General features: G+C 70.0%; 28 protein-coding genes. 18 read left to right on the top strand and 10 right to left on the bottom strand.

Features of this window, described 5'->3' with window-relative positions; translation table 11 throughout:
* The first annotated feature begins 11 nt into the window (after nt 1-11).
* From mltA to KHC23_RS14770, 3 genes are read left to right on the top strand one after another with little or no spacing between them, the layout of a single operon-like run.
* Complete coding sequence (mltA, locus tag KHC23_RS14780) at nt 12-1301, top strand: murein transglycosylase A (protein ID WP_213373426.1); 1290 nt, start codon at nt 12-14, stop codon at nt 1299-1301.
* The gene (locus KHC23_RS14775) at nt 1301-1909 is read left to right on the top strand and encodes a Smr/MutS family protein (RefSeq protein WP_213373425.1); all 609 of its coding nucleotides are present in this window, start codon (nt 1301-1303) and stop codon (nt 1907-1909) included. Before mltA ends, KHC23_RS14775 begins: the two co-directional genes overlap by 1 nt.
* Nucleotides 1906-2271, top strand: coding sequence for a helix-turn-helix domain-containing protein (locus KHC23_RS14770; RefSeq protein ID WP_213373424.1), 366 nt, complete (start codon nt 1906-1908; stop codon nt 2269-2271). The genes KHC23_RS14775 and KHC23_RS14770 overlap by 4 nt, the downstream gene beginning before the upstream one ends.
* A 193-nt stretch (nt 2272-2464) precedes the next feature.
* On the opposite strand, the gene hslU is transcribed toward KHC23_RS14770, so the two are convergent.
* The 3 genes from hslU to hslV are packed head-to-tail and all read right to left on the bottom strand — an operon-like array spanning nt 2465 to nt 5399.
* A complete protein-coding gene (hslU, locus tag KHC23_RS14765; RefSeq protein WP_213373423.1) occupies nt 2465-3775 on the bottom strand; it encodes an ATP-dependent protease ATPase subunit HslU in 1311 nt (436 codons plus the stop codon).
* Nucleotides 3772-4854: a hypothetical protein gene (locus KHC23_RS14760; protein WP_246544641.1), complete on the bottom strand. Its 1083-nt coding sequence runs from the start codon at nt 4852-4854 to the stop codon at nt 3772-3774. The genes hslU and KHC23_RS14760 overlap by 4 nt, the downstream gene beginning before the upstream one ends.
* The gene (gene hslV, locus KHC23_RS14755; RefSeq protein WP_213373421.1) at nt 4854-5399 is read right to left on the bottom strand and encodes an ATP-dependent protease subunit HslV; all 546 of its coding nucleotides are present in this window, start codon (nt 5397-5399) and stop codon (nt 4854-4856) included. The genes KHC23_RS14760 and hslV overlap by 1 nt, the downstream gene beginning before the upstream one ends.
* A gap of 159 nt (nt 5400-5558) precedes the next feature.
* Between hslV and hisB the strand changes: the two genes are divergently transcribed.
* From hisB to KHC23_RS14710, 9 genes are all read left to right on the top strand, one after another.
* Complete coding sequence (hisB, locus tag KHC23_RS14750) at nt 5559-6152, top strand: imidazoleglycerol-phosphate dehydratase HisB (protein WP_213373420.1); 594 nt, start codon at nt 5559-5561, stop codon at nt 6150-6152.
* A gap of 21 nt (nt 6153-6173) precedes the next feature.
* Nucleotides 6174-6671, top strand: a complete 498-nt coding sequence (locus KHC23_RS14745; protein ID WP_213373419.1) for a DUF2628 domain-containing protein — start codon at nt 6174-6176, stop codon at nt 6669-6671.
* Nucleotides 6668-7330: an imidazole glycerol phosphate synthase subunit HisH gene (hisH, locus tag KHC23_RS14740; protein WP_213373418.1), complete on the top strand. Its 663-nt coding sequence runs from the start codon at nt 6668-6670 to the stop codon at nt 7328-7330. Before KHC23_RS14745 ends, hisH begins: the two co-directional genes overlap by 4 nt.
* Nucleotides 7327-8061: a 1-(5-phosphoribosyl)-5-[(5-phosphoribosylamino)methylideneamino]imidazole-4-carboxamide isomerase gene (gene hisA, locus KHC23_RS14735; RefSeq protein WP_213373417.1), complete on the top strand. Its 735-nt coding sequence runs from the start codon at nt 7327-7329 to the stop codon at nt 8059-8061. The genes hisH and hisA overlap by 4 nt, the downstream gene beginning before the upstream one ends.
* A gap of 11 nt (nt 8062-8072) precedes the next feature.
* Nucleotides 8073-8873, top strand: coding sequence for an imidazole glycerol phosphate synthase subunit HisF (gene hisF / locus KHC23_RS14730; RefSeq protein WP_213373523.1), 801 nt, complete (start codon nt 8073-8075; stop codon nt 8871-8873).
* Nucleotides 8870-9205, top strand: coding sequence for a phosphoribosyl-ATP diphosphatase (locus KHC23_RS14725; RefSeq protein ID WP_213373416.1), 336 nt, complete (start codon nt 8870-8872; stop codon nt 9203-9205). The genes hisF and KHC23_RS14725 overlap by 4 nt, the downstream gene beginning before the upstream one ends.
* A gap of 132 nt (nt 9206-9337) precedes the next feature.
* Complete coding sequence (gene coaA / locus KHC23_RS14720) at nt 9338-10297, top strand: type I pantothenate kinase (RefSeq protein WP_213373415.1); 960 nt, start codon at nt 9338-9340, stop codon at nt 10295-10297.
* Nucleotides 10298-10306: 9 nt separating this feature from the next.
* Nucleotides 10307-10948, top strand: coding sequence for an alpha-ketoglutarate-dependent dioxygenase AlkB family protein (locus KHC23_RS14715; RefSeq protein WP_213373414.1), 642 nt, complete (start codon nt 10307-10309; stop codon nt 10946-10948).
* Nucleotides 10949-11001: 53 nt separating this feature from the next.
* A complete protein-coding gene (locus KHC23_RS14710; RefSeq protein WP_213373413.1) occupies nt 11002-11964 on the top strand; it encodes a hypothetical protein in 963 nt (320 codons plus the stop codon).
* A gap of 78 nt (nt 11965-12042) precedes the next feature.
* Here the strand turns inward: KHC23_RS14710 and grpE are convergent, their stop codons facing one another.
* Entirely contained in the window at nt 12043-12663 is a 621-nt protein-coding gene (grpE, locus tag KHC23_RS14705; protein ID WP_213373412.1) for a nucleotide exchange factor GrpE, read from the bottom strand.
* Between the two features lie 79 nt (nt 12664-12742).
* On the bottom strand, nt 12743-13843 hold the full coding sequence (hrcA, locus tag KHC23_RS14700) for a heat-inducible transcriptional repressor HrcA (protein ID WP_213373411.1): 1101 nt from the start codon (nt 13841-13843) through the stop codon (nt 12743-12745).
* Nucleotides 13844-14035: 192 nt separating this feature from the next.
* Between hrcA and rph the strand changes: the two genes are divergently transcribed.
* Genes rph through hemW form a run of 3 tightly spaced genes read left to right on the top strand, consistent with a single transcriptional unit; the run spans nt 14036 to nt 16579 of the window.
* Nucleotides 14036-14749, top strand: coding sequence for a ribonuclease PH (gene rph / locus KHC23_RS14695; protein WP_213373410.1), 714 nt, complete (start codon nt 14036-14038; stop codon nt 14747-14749).
* Nucleotides 14746-15411, top strand: a complete 666-nt coding sequence (gene rdgB, locus KHC23_RS14690) for an RdgB/HAM1 family non-canonical purine NTP pyrophosphatase (RefSeq protein ID WP_213373409.1) — start codon at nt 14746-14748, stop codon at nt 15409-15411. Before rph ends, rdgB begins: the two co-directional genes overlap by 4 nt.
* Entirely contained in the window at nt 15404-16579 is a 1176-nt protein-coding gene (gene hemW, locus KHC23_RS14685; RefSeq protein ID WP_213373408.1) for a radical SAM family heme chaperone HemW, read from the top strand. The genes rdgB and hemW overlap by 8 nt, the downstream gene beginning before the upstream one ends.
* Before the next feature lie 9 nt (nt 16580-16588).
* Here the strand turns inward: hemW and KHC23_RS14680 are convergent, their stop codons facing one another.
* Nucleotides 16589-17818, bottom strand: a complete 1230-nt coding sequence (locus KHC23_RS14680; RefSeq protein ID WP_373878524.1) for a penicillin-binding protein activator — start codon at nt 17816-17818, stop codon at nt 16589-16591.
* 227 nt (nt 17819-18045) lie between these two features.
* On the opposite strand from KHC23_RS14680, the gene rsmI reads away from it, so the two are divergent.
* From rsmI to gshB, 3 genes are all read left to right on the top strand, one after another.
* Nucleotides 18046-18951 carry a 16S rRNA (cytidine(1402)-2'-O)-methyltransferase gene (gene rsmI, locus KHC23_RS14675; protein WP_213373407.1) on the top strand — a complete coding sequence of 302 codons (906 nt, stop codon included), beginning with the start codon at nt 18046-18048 and terminating at the stop codon, nt 18949-18951.
* Nucleotides 18944-19318: a YraN family protein gene (locus KHC23_RS14670; RefSeq protein ID WP_246544628.1), complete on the top strand. Its 375-nt coding sequence runs from the start codon at nt 18944-18946 to the stop codon at nt 19316-19318. The genes rsmI and KHC23_RS14670 overlap by 8 nt, the downstream gene beginning before the upstream one ends.
* Before the next feature lie 106 nt (nt 19319-19424).
* A complete protein-coding gene (gshB, locus tag KHC23_RS14665; protein ID WP_213373405.1) occupies nt 19425-20366 on the top strand; it encodes a glutathione synthase in 942 nt (313 codons plus the stop codon).
* 111 nt (nt 20367-20477) lie between these two features.
* Here gshB and KHC23_RS14660 read toward each other — a convergent pair whose 3' ends face one another.
* The 4 genes from KHC23_RS14660 to KHC23_RS14645 form a co-directional block, all read right to left on the bottom strand.
* Nucleotides 20478-20762 carry a BQ00720 family protein gene (locus tag KHC23_RS14660; protein ID WP_213373404.1) on the bottom strand — a complete coding sequence of 95 codons (285 nt, stop codon included), beginning with the start codon at nt 20760-20762 and terminating at the stop codon, nt 20478-20480.
* Nucleotides 20763-20808: 46 nt separating this feature from the next.
* On the bottom strand, nt 20809-21231 hold the full coding sequence (locus KHC23_RS14655; RefSeq protein WP_213373403.1) for an Hsp20 family protein: 423 nt from the start codon (nt 21229-21231) through the stop codon (nt 20809-20811).
* 279 nt (nt 21232-21510) lie between these two features.
* Complete coding sequence (olsB, locus tag KHC23_RS14650) at nt 21511-22602, bottom strand: l-ornithine N(alpha)-acyltransferase (RefSeq protein ID WP_213373402.1); 1092 nt, start codon at nt 22600-22602, stop codon at nt 21511-21513.
* Nucleotides 22603-22723: 121 nt separating this feature from the next.
* Nucleotides 22724-24256: a YifB family Mg chelatase-like AAA ATPase gene (locus tag KHC23_RS14645; protein WP_213373401.1), complete on the bottom strand. Its 1533-nt coding sequence runs from the start codon at nt 24254-24256 to the stop codon at nt 22724-22726.
* Nucleotides 24257-24312: the final 56 nt, after the last annotated feature.

Here is a 24312-nt window from a genome sequence, read left to right as displayed (position 1 = left end):
AAGATGACGGGGTGCGCACCCATCTCGTCATCCCAGTGCTTTCCGGACTTCTGACCGGCGTCCTCGGCTCCGGGTTGGCGCTTGCCGGATCATCGCGGCAGGGCCACGCGCCGGCACCGGCCTTGTTTGCGCAGGCGGCGCTCGAGCCGGTCGGCTTCGCCGAGCTTCCCGGCTGGGCCGGCGACGACCACGCGCAGGCGCTTGCCACTTTCCGCCGCAGCTGCGGCTCGATCGCCCGCAAACCCGACCTCGTCACCCCTCCCCGGCCGATGTTCACCGCCCTGCGGCAGGTCTGCGCCCGGGCGGCGCGGCTGCCGGGGAAGGTCGGCGACAGGGCGGCGCGGGCGTTCTTCGAGAAAGAATTCCACCCCTACCGGATTTCGGCGCTCGACCGGTCGGAGGGGTTTCTCACCGGCTATTACGAGCCGGAGGTCGAGGGCGCGCGCATACGCTCGGACGAGTACGCGACCCCGCTCTATGCGCGCCCCGGGGACCTCGTCATCGAGGCCCCGCCCGGGGGTGGGCCGCCGACCAACAAGAGCGGCGCGTTCCGCGAGGTCGACGGCCGACTGGTGCCCTATCATGACCGCGCTGCCATCGAGGACGGCGTGTTGCAGGACAAGGGCTTGGAAATCGCCTGGATTCGCGACCCGACCGACGCCTTCTTCGCCCATATCCAGGGCTCGGTGCGCGTGCGCCTGCCCGATGGCGAGGTGCTGCGGCTGAACTATGACGGCCATAACGGCCAGCCCTATACCCCCATCGGCCGGCTGCTGATCGAGCGCGGTCTGGTTCCGCGCGAGAAGATGTCGATGGATGCCATCCGCGCCTATATTGCCGCCCACCCCGAGGAGGGGCGCGAGCTGATGCGGCAGAACAAATCCTATGTGTTCTTCCGCGTCGCCGATGAGTTGAAGGCGGGCGACGGCGCCGTCGGTGCGCAGGGGCTGCCGCTGACGGCGGGACGCTCCATCGCGGTGGACAAGGCGATCCACGTCTACGGCACGCCGTTCTTCCTCGATGCCGCGTTGCCCACCGGCACGGACGGGGCGAGCGAGCCGTTCGAGCGGCTGATGATCGCGCAGGACACCGGCTCGGCCATCGTCGGCCCGGCGCGGGCCGACATCTTCTTCGGCGCCGGCAAGGAGGCCGGCGCGCTGGCCGGCCGCATCCAGCATCCCGGCCGCTTCACCCTGCTGCTGCCCCGCGCGCTCGACCCCGCGCGGCGCCGCGTGCCGCTGCCCAGACCCCGGCCCGAATCCGCCCCCCGCCTTCCCGCGACCGTGTCGGAAACGCCGTGATGGCCGGGCCGCCCGATCTGCGTCCTCGCCCGCGCCGGCGTCGCCCCCTCGATCCCGAGGAAAAGGCGCTGTGGGAATATGTAACGCGCTCCATCCAGCCGATCCGGCCGTCGAAGCGGGCTGAGGTCGCCAGGGTCGAGGCCATCGCCGAGGTGCCGCCCGAGCCTGCCGCCGACACCCCGGCGCGTATCGCCAAGATGATGCCGGCTCCTGCCGCGCCGGCCCCGAAGCCCCCGCCCGGCCCGCCGCCGCTGGCGCCGCTGGAGCCGAAGATGCGCCGCCGCCTGTCGCGCGGGGCGCAGGTAGATGCGCGGCTCGACCTGCACGGCATGACCCAGGCCGCCGCCCATGGCCGGCTGATCGCCTTCCTGCGCGGGGCGCAGGGCTCGGGCCATTCGCTGGTGCTGGTGATCACCGGCAAGGGCGAGGCGATGAGCGTGCTGGCGGGGGAAGGTGGGCGCGGCGTGTTGCGCCGGCTGGTGCCGCAATGGCTCGGCGCGCCGGAACTGCGCTCGATCGTGCTCGGCTTCGAGACCGCCGGGCGCGGCCATGGCGGGGAAGGCGCGCTCTATGTGCGGGTGCGCCGGGACCGGGGGGGCCGGTCGTGACCCCCTTCGGCCGCCGCCTGCGCGAAATGCGCGCGGCCCGCGGCGTGACGCTGAGCCAGATGGCGCAGGCGATCGGGGTCTCCGCGGCCTATCTCTCGGCGCTGGAGCACGGCAAGCGCGGCCAGCCGACCTGGCTCATGCTCCAGCGCATCATGGCCTATTTCAACGTGATCTGGGACGAGGCGGAGGCGCTGCGCGCGCTCGCCGACATGTCCGACCCGCGCGTGGTGGTGGACACATCCGGCCTCTCGCCCGAGGCGACCGAACTGGCGAATCTTCTCGCACGGGAGATCGCCACACTCCCGCCGGAGGCGGTGGCCGAACTGCTTGGCCGGCTGAAGATATTGGGTCGGCCGGGGTAGAGATTGGGGGCCTGCGTGCTTCGAGACGCGAGGCTTCGCCCCGCTCCTCAGCATGACGGGGGCGGGTATTTGCCCCGGCGGGCCCGCGTTCGCGTGCCTCATCTGGCCGGCCTCGAAGCACGCACACGGCGCGGCGCCTCCCCGTTTCACGTGAAACCCTCAGCCGGCTCAGCATCGACGTTCCGGTACCGAATCAAAGGATGTAGCGGCTGAGATCCGTGTTGCCGGCGAGGTCGGCGACGCGTTCCCGCACATAGGCGCCGTCCACCACGACTGTCTCGCCGCCGCGATCGGGCGCGGTGAAGGACAGGTCGTCCAGCACCCGCTCGATCACCGTCTGCAGCCGCCGCGCGCCGATATTCTCGACGCTCGCGTTCACCTGCACCGCCATGTCGGCGATCGCCGCCACCGCGTCCTCGGTGATGACCAATTCGACGCCCTCGGTGCCCATCAGCGCCACCGACTGCTTGACCAGGCTGGCCTCGGTCTCGGTGAGGATGCGGGTGAAATCCTCCCGCGTCAGCGCCTCCAGCTCGACCCGGATCGGCAGCCGCCCCTGCAGTTCGGGCAGCAGGTCCGAAGGCTTGGAGACGTGGAAGGCGCCGGAGGCGATGAACAATATGTGGTCGGTCTTCACCGCGCCGTGCTTGGTGGAGACGGTGGTGCCTTCGATCAGCGGCAGCAGGTCGCGCTGCACGCCTTCGCGCGAGACGTCGCCGCCGCCGCGGCGCTCGGAGCCGGCGATCTTGTCGATCTCGTCGAGGAAGACGATGCCGTTCTCCTCCACGGCGCGGATCGCCTCCTGCACGATGGCGTCCTGGTCGATCAGCTTGTCGGCCTCCTCGGACAGCAGCAGCGGATGGGCGTCCTTCACGGTGACGCGGCGCGGCTTGGAACGGCCGCCGAACGCCTTGCCGAGCATGTCACCGATGGAGATGGCGCCCATCTGCGCGCCTGGCATGCCGGGAATCTCGAACATCGGCATGCCCTGGCCGCCGCCGGAGGTGATCTCGACCTCGATTTCCTTGTCGTCCATCAGGCCGTCGCGCAGCTTCTTGCGGAAGCTCTCACGGGTGCCGGAGGAGGCGGTGGTGCCGACCAGCGCGTCGAGCACCCGCTCCTCGGCAGCGAGATGCGCCTTGGCCTCGACGCCCTTGCGGCGCACATCGCGCACCAGACCGATGCCGATCTCGACCAGGTCGCGGATGATCTGCTCGACGTCGCGCCCGACATAGCCGACCTCGGTGAACTTGGTGGCCTCGACCTTGAGGAAGGGCGCGCCGGCGAGCTTGGCCAGGCGGCGGGAGATCTCCGTCTTGCCGACGCCGGTGGGGCCGATCATCAGGATGTTCTTCGGCAGCACCTCCTCGCGCAGCTGGCCTTCCAGCTGCTGGCGGCGCCAGCGGTTGCGCAGGGCGATAGCCACCGCGCGCTTGGCCTTGTGCTGGCCGACGATGTAGCGGTCGAGCTCGGAGACGATTTCGCGGGGCGAGAAGCTGGTCATGATGATGCAATATGTGTGGTGGGAAGGACGTTCGGATGGGGCAGACGCCGCGCGAAGCGGGCCGGGAGCACGGCGAGCACGGCCCGACGCAGCGGATGCCACAGGGCGCTGAGCAGCAGGATGAAGGCGCCGAGCACGAATATGGTCAGCGGCGTCGTGCTGCCGGCAAAGCCGCTGACCTTCATGAGTGAGGCAAAGGCGATGCCGGCATAAGCGAGACCGGAGACCAGCAGCGCGCGGCGGTCGATCAGCACCGCGACCACGCCGAGCCCGGCGAACACCGCGAGCATCGGCAGCGCGCTTCCCCCGCCGGGCGCGCCATCCGGCCATACGAACCCGCGTATCAGCGGATGCACGATCAGCGGCGCCGCCAGTAGATGCAGCCAGAAGGCGATGTCGGTCCGCCGGGTGAGCCGCTGCGGATCGCTCATGTCGAAACGCATGGCGAGGACGAAGACGCAGAGGCCGCAGACCAGGAGCACCGGATTGATCGCGGCCTCGATGCCGCCGGGTACTGCGGCAGCCACCAGGCCGACCACGATCGCCACCAGCGCGGCGGCCGCGGCGGCAATGGTGATCGGCACCCGGAAGCGCCAGTAATGTACCATCGCGGCGGCCAGCGTCGCCAGGCCGGCCAGCGCCAGCGTCAGCGGAGCTTCGCTGAGCGACAGGAGGCTCGGAATGAGAGGCACGGTGCTGCCGAGCCCGCTGGACGACGCCATGAACACCGATGCGCAGAACACCACCAGCAGCACGATGCTGGGCAGGGCCATGCGCTGCACGCGGGTGAAGAATTCAGCCAGCAGCCAGCTGGCCGCGCCCACAGCCGCCCACATGCCGGCAGCACCGAGCGCCTCGCTGAAATAGCCCAGCGCGCCGAGGAACAGCGCCAGCCCGATGGTGACGAAGATGTCGCCGAAGCCGGTGATGAAGCGCAGCCGCTCGTCGTCGTCCGGCTGCGGGAGGGCGGCCTCAGTGCCGGGCGCCAGTTCCGCCTCCAGCGCGCGCAGGCGCTCGGCCTGATCCGGCGTGATGACGCCGCGCTCGGTCGCGATGAGGACGGTGCGGTCCGAGATCATCACCCGATCGTCTCCACCACCACATTGTGGTTGGTGTAGATGCAGATGTCGGCGGCGATGGCGAGGCTCTTGCGCACGACCGCTTCCGCGTCCTGCCCGCTATCGGCAAGCGCGCGGGCGGCGGCCAGCGCGAAACCCCCGCCCGAACCGATGGCGGCAATGCCGCCCTCCGGCTCCAGCACGTCGCCGGTGCCGGTGAGCACGAGGGTGACGCTGGCGTCGGCCACGATCATCATGGCTTCCAGCCGGCGCAGATAGCGGTCGGTGCGCCAGTCCTTGGCGAGTTCGACCGCCGCCCGCTGCAACTGGCCGGGATACTGCTCCAGCTTGGCTTCCAGCCGCTCGAACAGGGTGAAGGCGTCCGCCGTGGCGCCGGCAAAGCCGCCGATCACATCGCCCTTGCCGAGCCGGCGCACCTTGCGGGCATTGGATTTCATCACCGTGTTGCCAAGCGTCACCTGCCCGTCGCCGCCGATGGCGACGCGCCCCTCGGTGCGGACCGAGACGATGGTGGTGCCGTAGATCGTGTCAGGAGAATGGGTCATGCAGGGCTCTGTCGCGAGGGCTCCGGTCGGGACCCCTTACTTAAGCCCTCGCGGCCGCAGCGCAACTCGTGCCGGTGCCGGCCTTCAGCCTTGCGGGGCGCATATGGCATCGCAACGCTTTAGCTGCTAAGACGCGCGCTCTTTCGGGAGCCTCTCGCCATGCGCACGGCCAGCATCACCCGCGCCACCAAGGAAACGCAGATTCGCCTCGCCATCGATCTCGACGGCACGGGAAAGGCGACGATCGCGACCGGAGTCGGTTTTTTCGACCACATGCTGGACCTGCTCGCGCGCCATTCGCGCATCGACATGGAGATCGAGGCCAGGGGCGATCTGCATATCGACTTCCACCACACGGTGGAGGATGTCGGCATCGCGCTCGGCCAGGCGGTGAAGACCGCACTCGGCGACATGCGCGGCGTCACCCGCTATGCCAGCCTGCATTTGCCGATGGACGAGACGCTGACCCGCGTGGCGCTCGACATTTCCGGCCGGCCGTTCCTGGTGTTCCGCACCGAGTTCCCGGCGCCGAAGATCGGCGAATTCGACACCGAACTGGTGCGCGAGTTCTTCCAGGCCTTCGCGATCAATGCCGGGCTGACGCTGCATGTCGAGACTCTGTACGGCGCCAACGCGCACCATATAGCGGAGAGCTGCTTCAAGGGACTGGCCCGCGCGCTGCGCGCGGCGGTGGCCATTGATCCGGCCGCTGTGGGGGAAATCCCTTCCACCAAGGGCAGCCTTGGCGGCTGAACACGCAGGGCTGAGGAATTCATGGCGGTCTGGACGGTCTTCGAGCCCGAGGAGGGCGACGAGCGGCGCACCACCCTCAACTGGGCGGAGGGCTTCGTCTTCGTGCCCGAGCGCCTGTCATGGAGTGCGCTGCTGTTCGCGCCGCTGGTGCTGCTGCGCCATTTTCTGTGGCTGGCCTTCCTCGTTTATATGCTGGTGCAGGGGACGGTGATCGCCGCCATCGTCTGGCTTGATCTCGACGGTCGCGCGGTCTTGCTGCTGCTGGTCGCCAACGTCACCGTGGCGGTGTTTCTTCCCGGCCTGCGCCGGGCGAAGCTGGCGGCGCGGGGCTATGAGGAGGCCGGCTGCGTGGTGGCGCCGACGCTGGACGCCGCCGAGCAGCGCTATTTCGGCGCCCGGCTCGGCAATGTCACGATGCCCCCGCTTCCGCCGCAGCCGCTGGGCGGGTCCCGCATCACTGCCGCGCCGCGGCCGGCCGAGACCGCCGTGCTCGGCCTGTTCCCGGAGGCCGCCCGATGACCCCCCCCGCCCCCGTCGCCCTGATCGACTACGGTTCCGGCAATCTGCATTCCGCCGGCAAGGCGCTGGAGCGTGCCGCGCGCGAGGGCGGCAGCGGCAAGGCCGTGCTGGTGACGGCCGACCCCGAGGTGGTGCGCCGGGCCGACCGCATCCTGCTGCCCGGCGTCGGCGCCTATGCCGACTGCCGGCGCGGGCTCGACGCCGTGCCCGGCATGGTGGAGGCGCTGACCGAGGCGGTGATGGAACGCGGCCGGCCGTTTCTCGGTATCTGCGTCGGGCTTCAGCTGATGGCGACGCGCGGGCTGGAGCATGGCGAGACCGCCGGGCTCGGCTGGATCGAGGGCGACGTCGTCAAGATCGAGCCGAGCGATCCCGCGCTGAAGATTCCGCATATGGGCTGGAATTCGCTGGATGTGGCCCGCCCGCACCCGCTGCTCGACGGCATTCCCACCGGCGAGAACGGGCTCGACGCCTATTTCGTCCATTCCTATCACCTCAAAGCCGCGCATCCGGGCGACGTGATCGCCACCACTTCCTATGGCGGCGCCATCACCGCCATGGTCGGGCGCGACAATATCGCCGGAACGCAGTTCCATCCCGAGAAGAGCCAGCGCCTCGGCCTCGCCCTTCTCGCCAATTTCCTGAAGTGGGCGCCGTGATCCTCTTTCCCGCCATCGATCTCAAGGACGGCAAGTGCGTGCGCCTGCAGCAGGGCGACATGGCACGCGCCACCATCTTCAACCACGATCCCGCGCAGCAGGCGGCGCAGTTCGAGGCGCAGGGCTTCCGCTACCTGCACATCGTCGACCTCGATGGCGCCTTTGCCGGCCAGCCGGTGAACGCGGCCGCGGTGGAACGGATTCTCGAAGCTGTCGGCATGCCGGTGCAGCTCGGCGGCGGCATACGTGACCTCGCCCGGGTCGAGGACTGGCTGGAAAAGGGCATCACCCGGGTCATTCTCGGCACCGCGGCGGTGCGCGACCCGGCCTTCGTGAAGGAGGCGGCGCGCCGCTTTCCCGGGCGGGTGGCGGTGGGTCTCGACGCCAAGGACGGGCGCGTGGCGGTGGAGGGCTGGGCCGAGACGAGCGACCTCACCGCGCTGGAACTGGCGCAGCGTTTCGAGGATGCCGGCGTCGCCGCCATCATCTACACCGACATCGCCCGCGACGGGCTGTTGAAAGGCCTCAATCTCGACGCCACCATCGGGCTGGCTGACGCCATCTCGATCCCCGTCATCGCCTCTGGCGGCCTCGCCTCGCTCGACGACGTGAAGGCGCTGCTGGAGCCGCGCGCGGCGAAGCTGGAGGGCGCCATTACAGGCCGCGCGCTCTACGACGGGCGCCTCGATCCGCGCGCCGCGCTGGCGCTGGCCGCCGGGCTTCCGGCATGAGCGGGACATCCATGCTCAAGGTCCGCGTCATCCCCTGCCTCGACGTCAAGGACGGGCGTGTCGTCAAGGGCGTGAAATTCGTCGATCTGCGCGACGCCGGCGATCCGGTGGAGGCGGCCAAGGCCTATGACGCCGCCGGCGCCGACGAATTGTGCTTCCTCGACATCACGGCCAGTGTCGAGGCACGCGGCACGCTGATCGACGTGGTCAGCCGCACTGCCGAACAATGCTTCATGCCGCTCACCGTCGGCGGTGGCGTGCGCACGGTGGAGGACATCCGCGCACTGCTCAACGCCGGCGCCGACAAGGTGTCGATCAACACGGCGGCGGTGAACCGGCGGGCGTTCGTGCGCGAGGCGGCGGAAAAATTCGGCGAGCAGTGCATCGTCGTCGCCATCGACGCCAAGAAGGTCTCCGCCGAGGGCGAGCCCGACCGCTGGGAGATTTTCACCCATGGCGGGCGCAACCGCACCGGCCTCGACGCGGTGGGCTACGCCAGGGAGGTGGCGGCGCTCGGCGCCGGCGAGATCCTGCTCACCTCGATGGACCGCGACGGTACCGGCGAGGGCTTCGACCTGAAGCTCACCCGCGCCATTTCCGACGCGGTGAGCGTGCCGGTCATCGCCTCCGGCGGCGTCGGCACGCTGGATCACCTCGTCGACGGCATTCGCGAGGGCAGGGCTTCGGCGGTGCTGGCGGCCTCCATCTTCCATTTCGGCACCTTCACCATCGGTGCCGCCAAGGACGCCCTCGCCGGGGCCGGGCTTCCGGTTCGTCTTGGCGGCGGCGACATCGAGGAGGCCGGCCGATGAACGACACGCCCGCCCGCGTCACGCTGGAAGACCTCGCCGCGATCGTCGCCTTCCGGGCCAGCGGCGCGGGCGAGGGGTCCTATACGCGCTCGCTCATCGCCAAGGGCGTCGCCAAATGCGCCCAGAAGCTCGGTGAGGAAGCAGTGGAGACGGCGCTCGCCGCCGTCGGGTCCGATACCAAAGCCGTCGTTTCCGAAAGTGCCGATCTTCTCTACCATCTGGTCGTGCTGCTTCAGGCGCGCGGTGTGTCCCTGGAAGACGTCTATGCGGAACTGGGTCGCCGGACGAACCAGTCCGGCCTTGAGGAAAAGGCGTCTCGTCCCAGGGGCTGAGAGCGCCACGAGCGGCGTGCGCGGCACGGCAGGGCGCGCCCGAACGGGCGGTATCACGTCTCGTCCTAAAGTGGTATACGGTCGACCAACGCTTGGCGCTTTGAATGTCCGGGCGAGCCGGGAAACGCTGCCATGGAATTGAAGCTCGACGGTGCGGGGCTGTCGCCCTTCCGCAATTTCAGCCGCGCCGAATGGGCGGCCTTGCGTGCCGACACGCCCCAGCCGCTGATGGCGGATGAAATACAGAGGCTTCAGGGCCTCAATGACCGCCTGTCGATTCCCGAAATCGAGGAGATCTACCTGCCGCTGTCGCGGCTGCTGTCGATCTATGTCGGGGCGACGCAGAAGCTGTTCCGGCAGATGCAGAAATTCCTCGGTCCCGAGCAGAACGGCAAGATGCCCTACATCATTGGCGTCGCCGGTTCGGTGGCGGTGGGCAAGTCGACGACCGCGCGCGTGCTGCAGGCGCTGCTGGCGCGCTGGCCGAACACGCCGAAGGTGGCGCTGGTCACCACCGACGGCTTTCTCCTGCCCAACGCCGTGCTGGAGCAGGAAGGGCTGATGGGCCGCAAGGGCTTTCCCGAAAGCTACGACCTGCCGGCGCTGCTGCATTTCCTCACCGACATCAAGGCGGGGCGGCGCCCGGTGCGGGCGCCGGTCTACAGCCATTTCGCCTATGACGTGACGCCGAACGCGATGGTCGAGGTCGACCAGCCGGACATCCTCATCGTCGAGGGGCTGAACGTGCTGCAGACCAGCCGCCCGCCCAAGGACGGCAAGGGCATTCCCTTCGTCTCCGACTTCTTCGACTTCAAGGTCTATATCGACGCCGACGAGACCATCCTCGAGCGCTGGTATGTGGAGCGCTTCATGCGCCTGCGGGGCACGGCCTTCCGCGACCCGAAGGCTTATTTCCACCGCTATTCCAGCCTGACCGACGCCGAGGCCGACGCCACCGCCCGCGCCATCTGGCGCTCGATCAACCTCGTGAACCTGCGCGAGAATATCCTGCCCACCCGCCAGCGCGCCGACCTCATCCTGCGCAAGGGCGGCGACCACGAGGTCGAACTGGTCTCGCTGAGGAAGCTCTAGAGAGTGGCGATGGAAGCGCCGATCGAGATCGTGCCGGGCTGCCTCTACTGGCCCGGCTGGCTGGACCGGGCGGGGCAGGAGTCGCTGGCGGCCGATCTGCGCGCGATTCTGGCCAAGGCACCGCTGTTCACCCCGCGCATGCCGCGTACCGGAAAGCCGTTCTCGGTGCGCATCTCAAGCTGCGGCCGGCTCGGCTGGGTGTCGGACGTGGCCGGCTATCGCTACCAGCCGACGCATCCCGAGACCGGCGAGGCCTGGCCGCCCATGCCGCCGGCGCTCATTCGCGCCTGGGCGGAACTGGCGGGGACGGCGCTGGCGCCGGAGGCATGCCTGATCAACTGGTACGCGCCCGGCGCGCGGATGAGCCTGCACCAGGACCGCGACGAGGAGGAATTTTCCGCTCCCGTCCTGTCGCTGTCACTGGGCGACACCGCCCTGTTCCGCATCGGTGGCACGGCGCGCAAGGACCCTACCCGCTCGTTCCGGCTCGCCTCGGGCGACGCGCTGCTGCTGGCGGGCCCGGCGCGGCTGGCCTTTCACGGCATCGACCGGGTGTTTCCCGAGACCTCCACCGTTCTGAGGCAGCCGGGCCGCATCAATCTGACGTTACGTCGGGTGCATCGGGCCGGCCTGAGCGAATTTCCGCCTTGATGAACCCGCAGAAAGAGCCAAGTTACGGCTTCCGAAAGCTCGAAGGATTGCGAATGCGCCTTGTTGCCCGTCTTGCCGCCTCTGTTGCCGCCGTCGCTTTGTCGCTGATTGTGCTCGGCCTGCCCGCCTCCGCCCAGACCAAGACGATTTTCGCCAATGACGGCACGATCGGCATCGTCCCGCCGGAGGGCATGGTGACCGTGCCGGGTGTGCCCGGCTTCCAGGATCGCGCCGCCAGTGCCTCGATTCTGGTTCTGGAGATGCCCAAGCGCGCCTATACCGAGATCACCGCGAACTTCGCGTCCGAGGAACTGCAGAAGCAGGGCGTCACGGTCGAGCAGCGGCGCGATGTCACGCTGGCTGACGGCGTGCCGGCCTTGCTGCTGAAGGGTTTCCAGACCGTGGGCGCCGGGGCGCTGAAGAAATGGATCCTGATCGCCGGCGGCAAGGATCAGACCGGCATGGTAACGGTTCAGTTCCCGGAGGCCGCCTCGGCCCGCTACCCCGACGCGACGGTCGAGAAGGCGCTCGAGACGGTGGTCTTCCGTGCCCCGCCGAGTACCGAGGAGATGCTCGCCAAGCTGCCCTTCACCCTCCGCGATCTGGCCGGCTACACGGTCATGAAGGTGGTCGGTACCAGCGCCGTGCTGCTGACCAAGGACGAGGCGGGTGAAACCGAGCCGAAGAGCCAGTCCTTCTTCATCGTTGCCGTCGGGCCGGGCGAGATCCGCGAAGACGAGCGCGAAGGCGTCGCCAAGCGCGCGATATCGAGCGTGCCGGGGATCAAGGAACTGCGCATCGAGCGCGGCGGTCCGCTTCGCGTCGGCGGTCAGCCCGGCTTCGAACTGATCGGCAACGCGCTGGACCAGCAGAGCGACCAGCCAGTCAAGGTGGCGCAGTGGCTGAGCTTCGGCCGCAATGGCTATCTGCGCATGGTCGGCGTGGCGCCGACGGAGAATTTCGACGCCGACTACGGCGCCATGCGCGCCCTGCGCGACGGAGTCACGCTGCGCTGACCTGCCGGCGTGGAGCAGCGCAAACGAAAAGGGCCCCTTGCAGGGGCCCTTTTTTACCGGCCGCCTTGCGCCGTGTACTCAGCCCTCGTTGGCCGGGGCTTCCGCCGGCGCCGCCTTGGGGCCACCCTTGGAGACGCCGACCAGCGCCGGGCGCAGCACGCGTTCGCCAAGCTTGTAGCCCGGCTGGATCACCTGGACCACGGTGCCGGACGGCACCTCGGTAGTAGGCACCTCGAACATCGCCTGATGCATGTTCGGGTCGAATTTCGCGCCTTCCGCCTCGATCCGCGCCACGCCATGCTTGGACAGGGCCTGCATGAGGGCGCGCCCGGTGAGGTCGATGCCCTCCAGCAGCGTCTTCAGCGTCCCCTCGGCCTTGGCGCGCGAATCGGCGTCGATGGCGCCTATCGCCCGATCGAAATCGTCGGCGACGGTGAGGACGTCGCGGGCGAAGCCGGTGATGCCGTAGACCTTGGCGTCGGCCACCTCGCGCTCGGCGCGGCGGCGCACATTGTCGGCCTCGGCGAAGGCGCGCAGGAACTTGTCCTTGAGCGCGGCGATCTCGGCCTCCAGACGCTCCTTCTCGGCCGCGAACTGGGCGGCGAGGTCGTCCGGCGCGTCCGCAGCGCCGTGCTCGGCGTCGACAGCCTGATCGCCCATTTCGGGCTGGTCAGCCGGAGTGCGGTTCTCGTCGCTCATGAATACCTCGTCGAAGAATGAACAGGCCCGGCGGCGGGCCGCGCGGACGCCCGCCATATCGGGACGGACAGCGCAAAAATCAAGCCGCGTCAATCCCCGGGCCGGAAAGCACACGGCTCACCACGCGGGCGGTGAAGTCGACCATGGGTACGATGCGGGCATAGTTCAGGCGGGTGGGACCGATGACGCCGAGCACGCCGACCACCCGGCCCTGCCCGTCGCGATAGGGTGCCACGATGGTGGAGGAGCCCGACAGCGAGAACAGCTTGTTCTCCGAGCCGATGAAGATGCGCAGCCCCTGCGCGTCCTCGGCCCGGCCGAGCAGGTCGACCACTTCCTGCTTGGCCTCCAGGTCGTCGAACAGCAGCCGCACCCGCTCCAGATCCTCGATCGCCCTGAGATCGTGCAGCAGCCGGGTCTGCCCGCGCACGATCAGCCGCCGGTCGGCTTTCTCGCCGCCCGACCAGCTGGCCATGCCGCTCTCGACCACGCGGGCGGTGACCTCGTCGAGCTCGGCGCGGCGGGCGGCCAGCGTGCGCTCCACCTCGGTGCGCAGCTCCGCCAGCGTGCGTCCGCGCGTCAGCGAGGAGAGGAAGTTGGTCGCCTCCACCAGCGCCGAGGCGGGCAGGCCCTTGGGCAGCGGCACCAGCCGGTTCTCGACCTCGCCATCCTCGGAGACCAGAATCAGCAGCGCCCGGCTGGGGTCGAGCGGCACGAACTCGATGTGCTTGAGCCGCACATCGGTCTTGCCGGCGGTGACAACGCCGGCGCCGCGCGACAGGCCGGAGAGCAGGTTGGAGGCTTCCGCCAGCACACCGTCGACCGTCTGGGCGCGGGCGGCGGCGCGCACCTGGGTCTCGATCGAATTGCGCTCGTCCTCGGAGACGTCGCCGATCTCCAGCAGCGCGTCGACGAAGAACCGCAGGCCGCGCTCGGTCGGCAGTCGCCCGGCGCTGGTGTGGGGCGCGAAGATGAGGCCGGCCGCTTCAAGGTCCGCCATCACATTGCGCACCGAGGCCGGCGACAGGGTCATCGGAATGAGCCGGGAGATATTGCGCGACCCCGCCGGCTCGCCCGTGGCCAGATAAGTCTCGACGATCTGCCGGAAAATCTCGCGCGAGCGCTCGTCGAGCCGGGCGAGCTGGGGCGCGCTTGCGGACAGAAATGGATCGAGAGGCATCGCTGGGCCGGTCCCTTGTCGCTTCCCGGTGCGTCGGGTCTCTATTATCTCGGCAATCGCGCGGCGTGTGCAAGGCTGCGCCGCCCTGCCGGCCCGCCCATCGCCGCCCTGCGGCGATTGCACCCGGCCCGCGCCGCCCTTACAAGGACCGGCCATAGGGCGTCCCCGCCCACCGCTCAGGAGACCTGCCGCATGCGCCCTTCCCGCCGCCTTCCCGACGAGATGCGGGCCGTGAGCTTCGAGCGGGGCGTGCTGCGCCATGCCGAGGGCTCCTGCCTGGTGAAATTCGGCGAGACCCATGTGCTGGTGGCCGCCACGCTGGAAGAACGCCTGCCGCCCTGGCTCAAGGGGCAGGGGCGCGGCTGGGTGACGGCGGAATACGGCATGCTGCCGCGCGCCACCCATGAGCGCACCCGCCGCGAGGTCACTTCCGGCAAGCCGTCCGGCCGTACCCAGGAAATCCAGCGCCTGATCGGCCGCGCGCTGCGCGCGGTGGTCGACCTCGAAAAGCTCGGCGAGCGCCAGATCACGGTGGATTGCGACGTCATCCAGGCCGATGGCGGCACCCGTACCGCCTCCGTCACCGGGGCGTGGATCGCGCTTTACGATTGCCTGAGCTGGATGAAGGCGCGCGGCATGCTTCCCGCCATCCCGCTGCGCGACCATCTCGCCGCCGTCTCCTGCGGCATCGTCGACGGCGAGCCGCGCCTCGACCTCGACTATGCCGAGGATTCCGAGGCCCATACTGACGTCAATTTCGTCATGACCGGCTCGGGCGGCTTCGTCGAGGTGCAGGGCACCGCCGAGAAGACGCCCTTCTCCGAGGATGAGTTCAACGCCATGCTCGGTCTCGCCCGCAAGGGCGTCGCCAAGCTGGTCGACCTGCAGAAGCTGGCCGTCGCATGAGCACGGCCCCGCACCGCCGGCTCGAAGGCCGCGTCGTCATCGCCACGCATAATCCGGGCAAGCTGGAGGAGATGCGCGGCCTGCTGGCGCCCTATGGCATCGACGCGGTGTCGGCGGGCGAACTCGACCTGCCCGAGCCGGAGGAGACCGGCCTCACCTTCACCGAGAATGCCCGCATCAAGGCGGTCGCCGCCGCGACCGCCACCGGGCTGCCCGCCTTCGCCGACGATTCCGGCCTGTGCGTCGACGCGCTCGGCGGCGCACCGGGGCTCTACACCGCCCGCTGGGCCGGGCCGGAAAAGGACTTCATGGCGGCGATGACCCGCGTCGAGGAGGAACTGCGCGATGCCGGCGCGGAACTGCCCGACCTTCGCCGCGCCCATTTCATCTCGGCGCTGTGCCTTGCCTGGCCCGATGGCCATGTCGAGGACTTCGAAGGCGTGGTGAACGGCACGCTGGTGTGGCCGCCGCGCGGCCCGGCCGGCTTCGGCTACGACCCGATGTTTCAGCCGGATGGTCAGCCCGAGGACAATCCACGCACGTTCGGCGAGATGACCGGTGCCGAGAAGCACGGCCTGCCGCCGCTCGGCCGTGGCCTGTCGCATCGCGCCCGCGCCTTCATGGCGCTGGCGCAGGCCTGCCTCGGGGCGACATTTGACTGAGTGGAAGCCCGCGTTGCCGCCGGCCGATCCCGGATTCGGCGTCTATGTGCACTGGCCGTTCTGCAAGGCCAAATGCCCCTATTGCGACTTCAACTCGCATGTCCGCCACGCCCCGCCCGACCAGGCGCGCTTCGTCGCCGCCTTCAGGGCCGAGATCGCCCATACGCGGGCGCGCATCGGCCAGCGGCGCACCGAGAGCGTGTTCTTCGGCGGCGGCACGCCCTCGCTGATGGAGCCGGGCACGGTCGGGGCGATCCTCGACGCCATCGATGCCGCCTGGCCGCTCGACGCGCGGGCCGAGGTGACGCTGGAGGCCAACCCGACCAGCGTCGAGGCCGGGCGTTTCCGCGGCTACCGCGCGGCGGGGGTCAACCGCGTTTCGCTCGGCGTGCAGGCGCTGGACGATGCGGCGCTGAAGGCGCTCGGCCGCATGCACACGGCTGAGGAGGCGCTGGGCGCGGTGGCGGTGGCGCGCGCGGCGTTCGAGCGCGTCTCCTTCGACCTCATCTATGCCCGCCCGGACCAGAAGCCGGAGGACTGGGCGCGGGAACTGGGCCGGGCCATCGATGAGGGCTGCGAGCATCTCTCGCTTTATCAACTCACCATCGAGGATGGTACGCCCTTCGCCGCGCTGCACCGCGCCGGCCGGCTCATCGTGCCGGGGGACGAGGTCGCCCGCGCCCTGTGGGACGTGACGCAGGAGACCACGAGCGCCGCCGGGCTGCCCGCCTACGAGATTTCCAACCATGCCCGCCCCGGCGCCGAGAGCCGGCACAACCTGCTCTACTGGCGCTATGGCGAATATGCCGGCCTCGGCCCCGGCGCGCATGGACGGCTCGACACGCCGGAGGGCCGCGTCGCCACCTCGACCGAGCGTGGGCCGGAGCCATGGCTGGCCCGCGTCGAGGCGGAAGGTCACGGCGGGATCGTCGACGAGCCGCTCACCCGCGCCGAGCAGGCCGACGAATATCTGCTGATGGGCCTGCGCCTCGCCGAGGGTATCGACCGCGCCCGCTTCGCCCGCCTTGCCGGCCGGGCGTTCGATCCGGTGCGGGTCGCGGCGCTGCTGGAGGAGGGCATGATCGCCGAACTTCCCGGCGAACGTCTGCGCGCCACCGCGCTCGGCCTGCCGGTGCTCGACGCCATCGTCGCCGATCTGGCGGCGTGAGGGCCCGCGTCACCCCTGCGCGAAGCTGCGCGGGGCGGGGCTGACGATCTGGGTGGCGCCGCCGGAGATCTGCATCACCGCCAGCCCGCGCTGGTTGGTGCCGTCGGCGCGAAAGCGGAAGATGCCATCGACGCCAGAGAAGCCCGAGGGGTTCTGGATCGCCGCATCGGTGATGCCGGTCTCGCCATAGCTGTTGACCAGCGCCGCCATCAGCGACACCGCATCGTGCGAGAGGGTGGTGGTGCGCACCGGCTCGCTGCCGAACCGCGCCCGGTAGCGCGCGGCGAAGGCGCGGAAGCCGGCCGGGTCGGGCGCGGCGAAGATGCCGCCGTTCACCGCCGGATTGCCGAACAGCCTGGCATCGTCCCACAGCCCGGTGCCGATGAGCTGCTTGCCGGAAAGGGAGGCGCCGGCGGCGGTCATCGCCTGCAGGATCTGCGGCACCGTGTCGGCGGCGTCGGGAAGGAATACTGCGTCCGCCTGTGCCACCGAGCCGGAGAGGCGGCGCGCGGCCTCCGCATACTGGCCGGACGCGTAGCGCTCCAGCCCGATGACGCGCCCGCCCACCTTGGGCACGGTCTCGCGGAAGGCGGCCTCGACCACCGATCCGTAGGCGTTGTCCGGCACCAGCCCGACAAAGGAGCGCCGGCCGAGCGAGGCGGCATAGCGGATCGCCCGGTCGACATCGGTTTGCGGCAGGAAGCTGAGCAGATAGACGCCCTGCGCCGCCACGTTGGTGTCGGTGGAGAAGCCGACCAGGGGCACGCCGCGCTGGCGCGCCACCTGCCCGGCGGCGCCGACCGAATGGGCGAACAGCGGGCCGATGATGGCGCGCGCGCCTTCGTCCAGCACCTGCTGGGCGGCGGCCTGCGCCCCCGGCCCGGTGCCGCCATCGTCCTTGACGATCAGGCGGATGCGGGCGCCGGCGAATTCCGAAAGCGCCATCTCGGCCGCGTTGCGCAGCGACAGCGCCACCGCGCCGGCATTGCCGCTGGCGCCGAGCGGCAGGATCAGGCCGATCGGCGTTCCGGTGCCGAGGCCGGCATTGGGGTCCGGCGGCAGGTCGGGCGCGGGAAGCGCGGCCTGCGGCGTGCCGACATCCGGCCCCGAGGAGCAGGCGGCAAGGCTCGCTGCGCCGGCCATCACGAGGAAGCTGCGCCGGCTGGCCCGCCAGCGGCCGCTGGCGTTCGGCGCGGCCATCTCCGCGGCGCTCGGCGCAGGTGTGTGCTTTGCGTTCATGCGGTGCGTTGTTCGGTTCGGCTCCGCGCCCGCCACCTTGGCCGACGTCGCTGTCTCCCTTTTAGGACGGGCAGACTCGCCCTGTCACCTTGCCGCCGGCTGCCCCGGCCGGAAAGGACGACATATTCACCCGCCCGGGCATGATCCGGGAGGCGCGAAGCCCCGCCGCCTCCGCTTTTGCACACGACGCATGACGGGGCCGACGCCGCTCTCTACAATGCGCCGCCATGACGCTTGCCCCCGAGACCGCCTCTTCCCGCAGCTTCCGCATCGGCGCGCACGGCTTTGCCGCCGCACGGCCGCAACCCGGCCTGTACATCGTCGCCACGCCGATCGGCAATCTTGGCGACGTTACCCTGCGCGCGCTTGAAACGCTGGCGGCGGCCGATGTCATCGCTTGCGAGGACACCCGCATTACCCGGCGGCTGCTGGATCGTTACGGTATCGAAACGCGGCTGGTCGCCTATCACGACCACAATGCCGAGCAGACCCGCCCGCGCCTGCTGGCGCGGCTCGCCGAGGGAGCGGTGGTGGCGCAGGTGTCGGATGCCGGCACGCCGCTGGTTTCCGATCCCGGCTACAAGCTGGTGGCGGCGGCCATCGAGGCCGGGCATCGCGTCGTTCCGCTGCCGGGCGCCTCGGCCAGCCTCGCCGCGCTGGTGGCGGCGGGGCTGCCGACCGACCGTTTCTTCTTCGAGGGGTTTCTGCCGGCCAAGAGCGGCGCCCGCCGTACCCGCATCAGCGAGCTGAAGACGCTGCCGGCGACGCTGTTGCTCTATGAGAGCGGCCCGCGCCTGCCCGACAGCCTCGCCGACCTCGCCGAGGGCCTCGGCGCTCGCCCGGCGGCGGTGTGCCGGGAACTCACCAAGGCGTTCGAGGAGGCGCGGCGCGACACGCTGGACGCGCTCGCCGCGTTCTATGCCGAGGCCGGTCCGCCCCGGGGCGAGATCGTCATCGTGGTCGGCGCGCCCGGGGCCGAGGAATCGAGCGAGGCCGATCTCGACGTCGCGCTGAAGCAGGCGCTCGCCAGCCTGTCGGTGAAAGATGCGGCGGCGGCGGTGGCCACCGCGACCGGCCTTCCCCGACGCGCCGTCTATGCCCGCGCGCTCGCCCTGCAGAGCGGCGATGGTTGACCGGACGCCTCAGCTCCGCCGCGCCGCCTTCACCCGCGGGCTGGAGGCGGAGGCGACCGCCGCGGCGCTGTTCGAGGCCGACGGCTTCGTCATCCTGCACAAGCGGGTGCGCACGCCGCGCGGCGAGATCGACCTGGTGGCGCGGCGCGCGGAGCTGCTGGTGTTCGTCGAGGTGAAGGCCCGCCTCTCGCTTCGTTCCGCTGCCGAATCGATTCTTCCGCGCCAGCGCCGGCGGATCGTGGGCGCGGCGGAAATCTTTCTCGCCCGTCACCCCGAGCTGGCCGGGCTGGACATGCGGCTCGATGTCGTGCTGGTGGCGCCGGGGACGCCGCCGTTGCATCTGCCCGGGGCCTTCGAGGCGGAATGACCCGGCGCCCGTGGCGCGGTGCCGCGCGAGCGATTAAACAGGAAGGCGAATGCCGCCAGGCGCCATCCTGTCGCGCCGGCTCCCTCCTGTCGCAGACGGAACTCCCATGAGCCTCAACGTTGCCGTCCAGATGGACCCGATCGACCGCATCAACATCGCGGGTGATTCCGCCTTCGCCCTGCTGCTGGAAGCGCAGGCGCGCGGCCACGCGCTGTCCTACTACACCACCGACCGCCTCGCGATGCGCGACGGCGAGGTGTTCGCCACCGTGCAGCCACTGGCGGTGCGCGACGTGAAGGGCGACCATTTCACCCTCGGCGCCCCGCACCGCGTGCGGCTCGATTCGTTCGACGTGATCCTGATGCGGCAGGACCCGCCCTTCGACATGAACTACATCACCGCGACGCATCTGCTCGAGCGCATCCATCCGCGCACGCTGGTGGTCAACGATCCCGCCCATGTGCGCAACGCGCCGGAAAAGATCTTCGTCACTGAATTTCCAGACCTGATGCCGCCGACGCTGATTACCCGCGACCTCGACGAGATCAAGGCGTTCCGCGAGGAGTTCGGCGACATCGTGGTGAAGCCGCTCTATGGCCATGGCGGTGCCTCGGTGTTCCGGCTCACCCGCGACGATCTCAATTTCGGCTCGCTCTACGACCTGTTCGCCACCACCTTCCGCGAGCCCTGGGTGGTGCAGCGCTTCATTCCCGAGGTGAAGCATGGCGACAAGCGCATCATCCTGGTTGACGGGGTGTTCGCCGGCGCGGTCAACCGGGTGCCCAGCGAGGGCGACCTGCGCTCCAACATGGTGCGCGGCGGGGCCGCGGCGGAAACCGACCTGACGGCGCGCGAGCGCGAGATCTGCGGGCGGCTGGGGCCGGCGCTGCGCGCGCGCGGGCTGCTGCTGACCGGCATCGACGTGATCGACGGCAACCTCACCGAGATCAACGTCACCGCGCCCACCGGAATCCGGGCGATTCGCCGGCTCGGCGGGCCGGATATCGCCGTGACGGTGTGGGATGTGATCGAGGCCAAGCGCGGCTGATTCAGGCGCCCTCGTCGCGGGGAGGGCACCGATCCGGCACCGAAACGAAAACGGCACCGCCTCGGTTTCGAGACAGTGCCGTTACCTGTGCGCGGGAGCCTGCCGCGCCGTTCAGTGGACGCTGAGCGTCACCAGTTCGTTCTGCATCGCATTGGCCAGCGCCGCCTCGCGGCTGTCGGTCAGCATGATCGGCGTGCCGTCGGCCGCGTGCAGGGTGAACAGCGTCAGCCCCGGCGCGAGATGCGCCTGCGGGAACATGTCGGACGCCTCCTCGGAACGGATGGTCCGGAGATAGGCGATGTGCCCGCCGCCCAGATTGGCGAAATCCTCCGCCGTCAGGGCGCCAGCCAGCGCCGAACCGGCGGAGGCGGCGTCGATATGGAATTCATTGGTCATGATCCGCAACTCCTCTGCTTACAGCCGAGACCGGCTTCGGGCCCCGTCATTCGTCCGTCGCTATGGTGATACGCCGGACGACGCGTTCCGGTTCCGGCCGAACCAGGTCTACCGAAAGCAGTCCATTCTTCAGTTCCGCACCGACGACCCGCATGCCTTCGGCCAGCACGAAGATGCGCTGGAACTGGCGCGCGGCGATGCCACGATGAAGGTAGATCCGCTCCGGCTCCTCGGCCTGACGGCCGCGGATGACCAGCTCCTTTTCCTCCACCGTCACCTCCAGCTGTTCGCGGGTGAAGCCCGCGACGGCCAGGGTGATGCGGAGCCTGTCAGGCTGTTCCAGCGACACGACCCGTTCCACATTGTAGGGCGGGTAGCCGTCAGAACCTTTCATGACACGGTCGAGCGCCCGCTCGACCTCGTCAAAGCCGAGCAGGAAGGGGCTCGACAGCGAGGGAATACGCGACATGCTCCCAAAGTCCTCGTCTTGAAGCGACTTTGTGTGATGGGACCCCGTCAGGGCATCCCGTTGGGGTCGATATGGGGGAGGGTCGGGGTCCGCGCAAGTCGCGTGGGGATCGCACGTGCTCTGCACGCTGGCCGCAGGGTATGGCCGCGCCTGCGGAGGGCGCGCGTGGGCACGCTGGGACCGCCGGATATAACGGGGTGGGCGAAAAGGTGGCGCGCGACCTATCCGCGATGCGCGGGGGGCTCGTGCCGGCCGTGCCCGGGGTCGAGCCGCAGCCAATCAGGCGGCGTGGCGCTCGCCATTCACGCCGAAATGGTCGAGATAGCGCGGGTTGATCTTCTCGACCGGCAGCACGATGAGGACGTCGGTGGTGCCGAACTGGCGATCCACCACGGCGCCGCGGCCGATCTGGGCACCGAGGCGCAGATAGCCCTTGATCAGCGGCGGCAGCGCGGCCAGCGCCGCCTTGGCGTCGAGCGTCTCGACGCTGACGAGGTCCATGCGGGCGGCGCTGTGCGGCAAGGCGTCGGCCGCCCATTCCGGATCGGTGGGGGCGAAATGATGCAGGAAGGCGAGCGGGCGGGCGAGCGCCTGCGGATCGACGCCCTCCAGGCTGGCGCAGCCGAACATCACGTCGATGCCATGCCGGCGCACATAGGCCCAGATGCCGTGCCAGAGCAGTTCCACCGTGCGCTTGTTGCGGTAGGAAGCGAGCACGCAGGAGCGGCCGAGCTCGAGGAAGCGCCGGTGCGGATGACGCGCCAGCAGCGGGGCGATGTCGAACTCGCCGGCGGTGTAGAAGCCGCCATGACGGCCGGCGATGTCCTGCCGCAGCAGCCGATAGGTGCCGACGACGCGGGGCACGCGCCGACCGCGGACCAGGCGGCACGAATCATGGTCGAGCACCAGAAGGTGGTCGCAGATGCCGTCGAAGGCGTCGACATCGCGCCGTGCGAGCCGCATCGCGGCGGCGGGGATGGCCGACATTTCCTCGTAGAACACCTCGTAGCGCAGGCGCTGGGCGCGGCGCACGTCCGCCGCCGTCACCGCCAGGCGCACTTCCAGCGCGCCGATCCGCCCCAGCGTCGCCGGGCCCGGCTCGCCCCGGCTCTCGCGATGGCGCAGGCCCGAATAGGACCGCAAGGCCGGCAGCAGGCGGGAAGGGGTGAAGGCGGCAGGCACCAGCCGCAGCGGCGCTGTGCCGGCAGCGGCGGCCGGCAGCGGCTGGGGCAGCGGCGCCAGTGAGAGAGCCTTTGGCGTGAAAAAGCTGCGCAGAGCCGTGAGGCCGGGCGTGGCGAGTGAGGCGGTCCGCGACGCAACCCGTGAGGCGGGAGGTGTCTCGACAGTCCCGTCGGCGAGCAGTTGCGTCATGACCGGCCCCCACGCTGATCTTCACTATAGCGTTATATGACAGGAATCACATTTCTCGGACGCTCATGTGACAGCGGTGCCGCCCGCCCTCGGCGAAATGGCGGCCGGCCCCGGCAGGCCGTCATGCGGCGGCGGCATTGCGGTCGGCGGCGGCGCGATAGGCGAGGGCCTCGGCGAGATGGGGGCGCCCGACCGATTCGGCACCCGCGAGATCGGCCAGCGTGCGCGCCACGCGCAATACCCGGTGATAGCCGCGGGCCGAGAGCCGCATGAGCCGGGCGGCGTCCGCGAGCAGCGCCGTGCCGGCCTCGTCGGGTGTCGCGATGTCCTCCAGCACCGGCCCGCCCGCCTCCGCATTGGTGAACAGATCGGGCCGGCCGAGGGCAAGGAAGCGCTCGCGCTGCGCCCGCCTTGCCTGCGCGACCCGGGCGGCGACCGCCGCGCTGGGCTCGGAGGGGCCGGGGCGCACCAGATCGACCGCGGCCACCGCCGGCACGTCGAGATGCAGGTCCACCCGGTCGAGGAACGGGCCGGACAGCCGCGCCTGATACTCCGCCGCGCAGCGCGGCCCGCGGCGGCAGGTCTGGCCCGGTTCGCCGGCCCGGCCGCAACGGCAGGGGTTCATCGCCGCGATGAGCTGGAAGCGGGCCGGGTAGGAGATGCGGTGATTGGCGCGGGCGATCACCGCTTCCCCCGTCTCCAGCGGCTGGCGCAGCGAATCGAGGACGGCGGGCGTGAACTCGGGAAGTTCGTCGAGGAACAACACGCCGTTATGGGCCAGCGAGACCTCGCCCGGCCGGGCCCGCATGCCGCCGCCCACCATCGCCGCCATGCTGGCGGAGTGATGGGGCGCGCGGAAGGGGCGCCGGCTGGTGAGCGCGCCGCCCTGCAGATTGCCGGCGACCGAGGCGATCATCGACACTTCGAGCAGCTCGGAAGGGGTGAGCGGCGGCAGGATCGAGGGCAGGCGCTGCGCCAGCATGGACTTGCCGGCGCCCGGAGGACCGCTGAGCAGCAGGTTGTGGCGTCCGGCGGCGGCGATTTCCAACGCCCGCCGGGCGGTTTCCTGGCCCTTCACGTCGGCAAGGTCCGGCAGGTTCGGCACACCCCCTTCCAGCCGGGGCTCGGGTCGGGCGAGAAACTGGCGGCCGGCGAAATGGTTGACGAGCTGGATCAGCGAGTGCGGCGCCAGCACCGCCATGTCCGGGCTGGCCCACGCCGCTTCCGGGCCGCAGGCCTCCGGGCAGATGAGGCCATGGCCGCGCGCATTGGCGCCGATGGCGGCCGGCAGCACCCCGGCGACGGCGGCGATGCGCCCGTCGAGCGCGAGTTCGCCGACGACGGTGAAGCCGTCCAGCGCGTCGGAGGCGATGGCGCCGATCGCCGCCATCAGCCCCAGCGCGATCGGCAGGTCGTAATGGCTGCCCTCCTTCGGCAGGTCGGCCGGTGCGAGGTTGACGGTAATGCGCCGGGCCGGCAGAGCGAGACCGGACGCGGTGAGCGCGGCACGCACCCGCTCCTTCGCCTCGGTGACGGCCTTGTCCGCCAATCCGACCAGATTGAAGGCCGGAAGTCCCGGGCTCACCTGGACTTGAACATCAACCGGGCGTGTCTCGACACCCTCGAACGCCACCGTTGCTATGCGCTGGACCATCGCCGTCCCCCCGCCGAGGCTCCGGCGCGCCGTCACGATGCGGCCAGGCTGGTGGC

Origin of the sequence: Ancylobacter dichloromethanicus, from assembly GCF_018390645.1 — a bacterium.
In the GTDB taxonomy this organism is placed as follows: Bacteria; Pseudomonadota; Alphaproteobacteria; order Rhizobiales; family Xanthobacteraceae; genus Ancylobacter; species Ancylobacter dichloromethanicus.
This window is presented reverse-complemented; position numbering and strand designations above follow the sequence as displayed.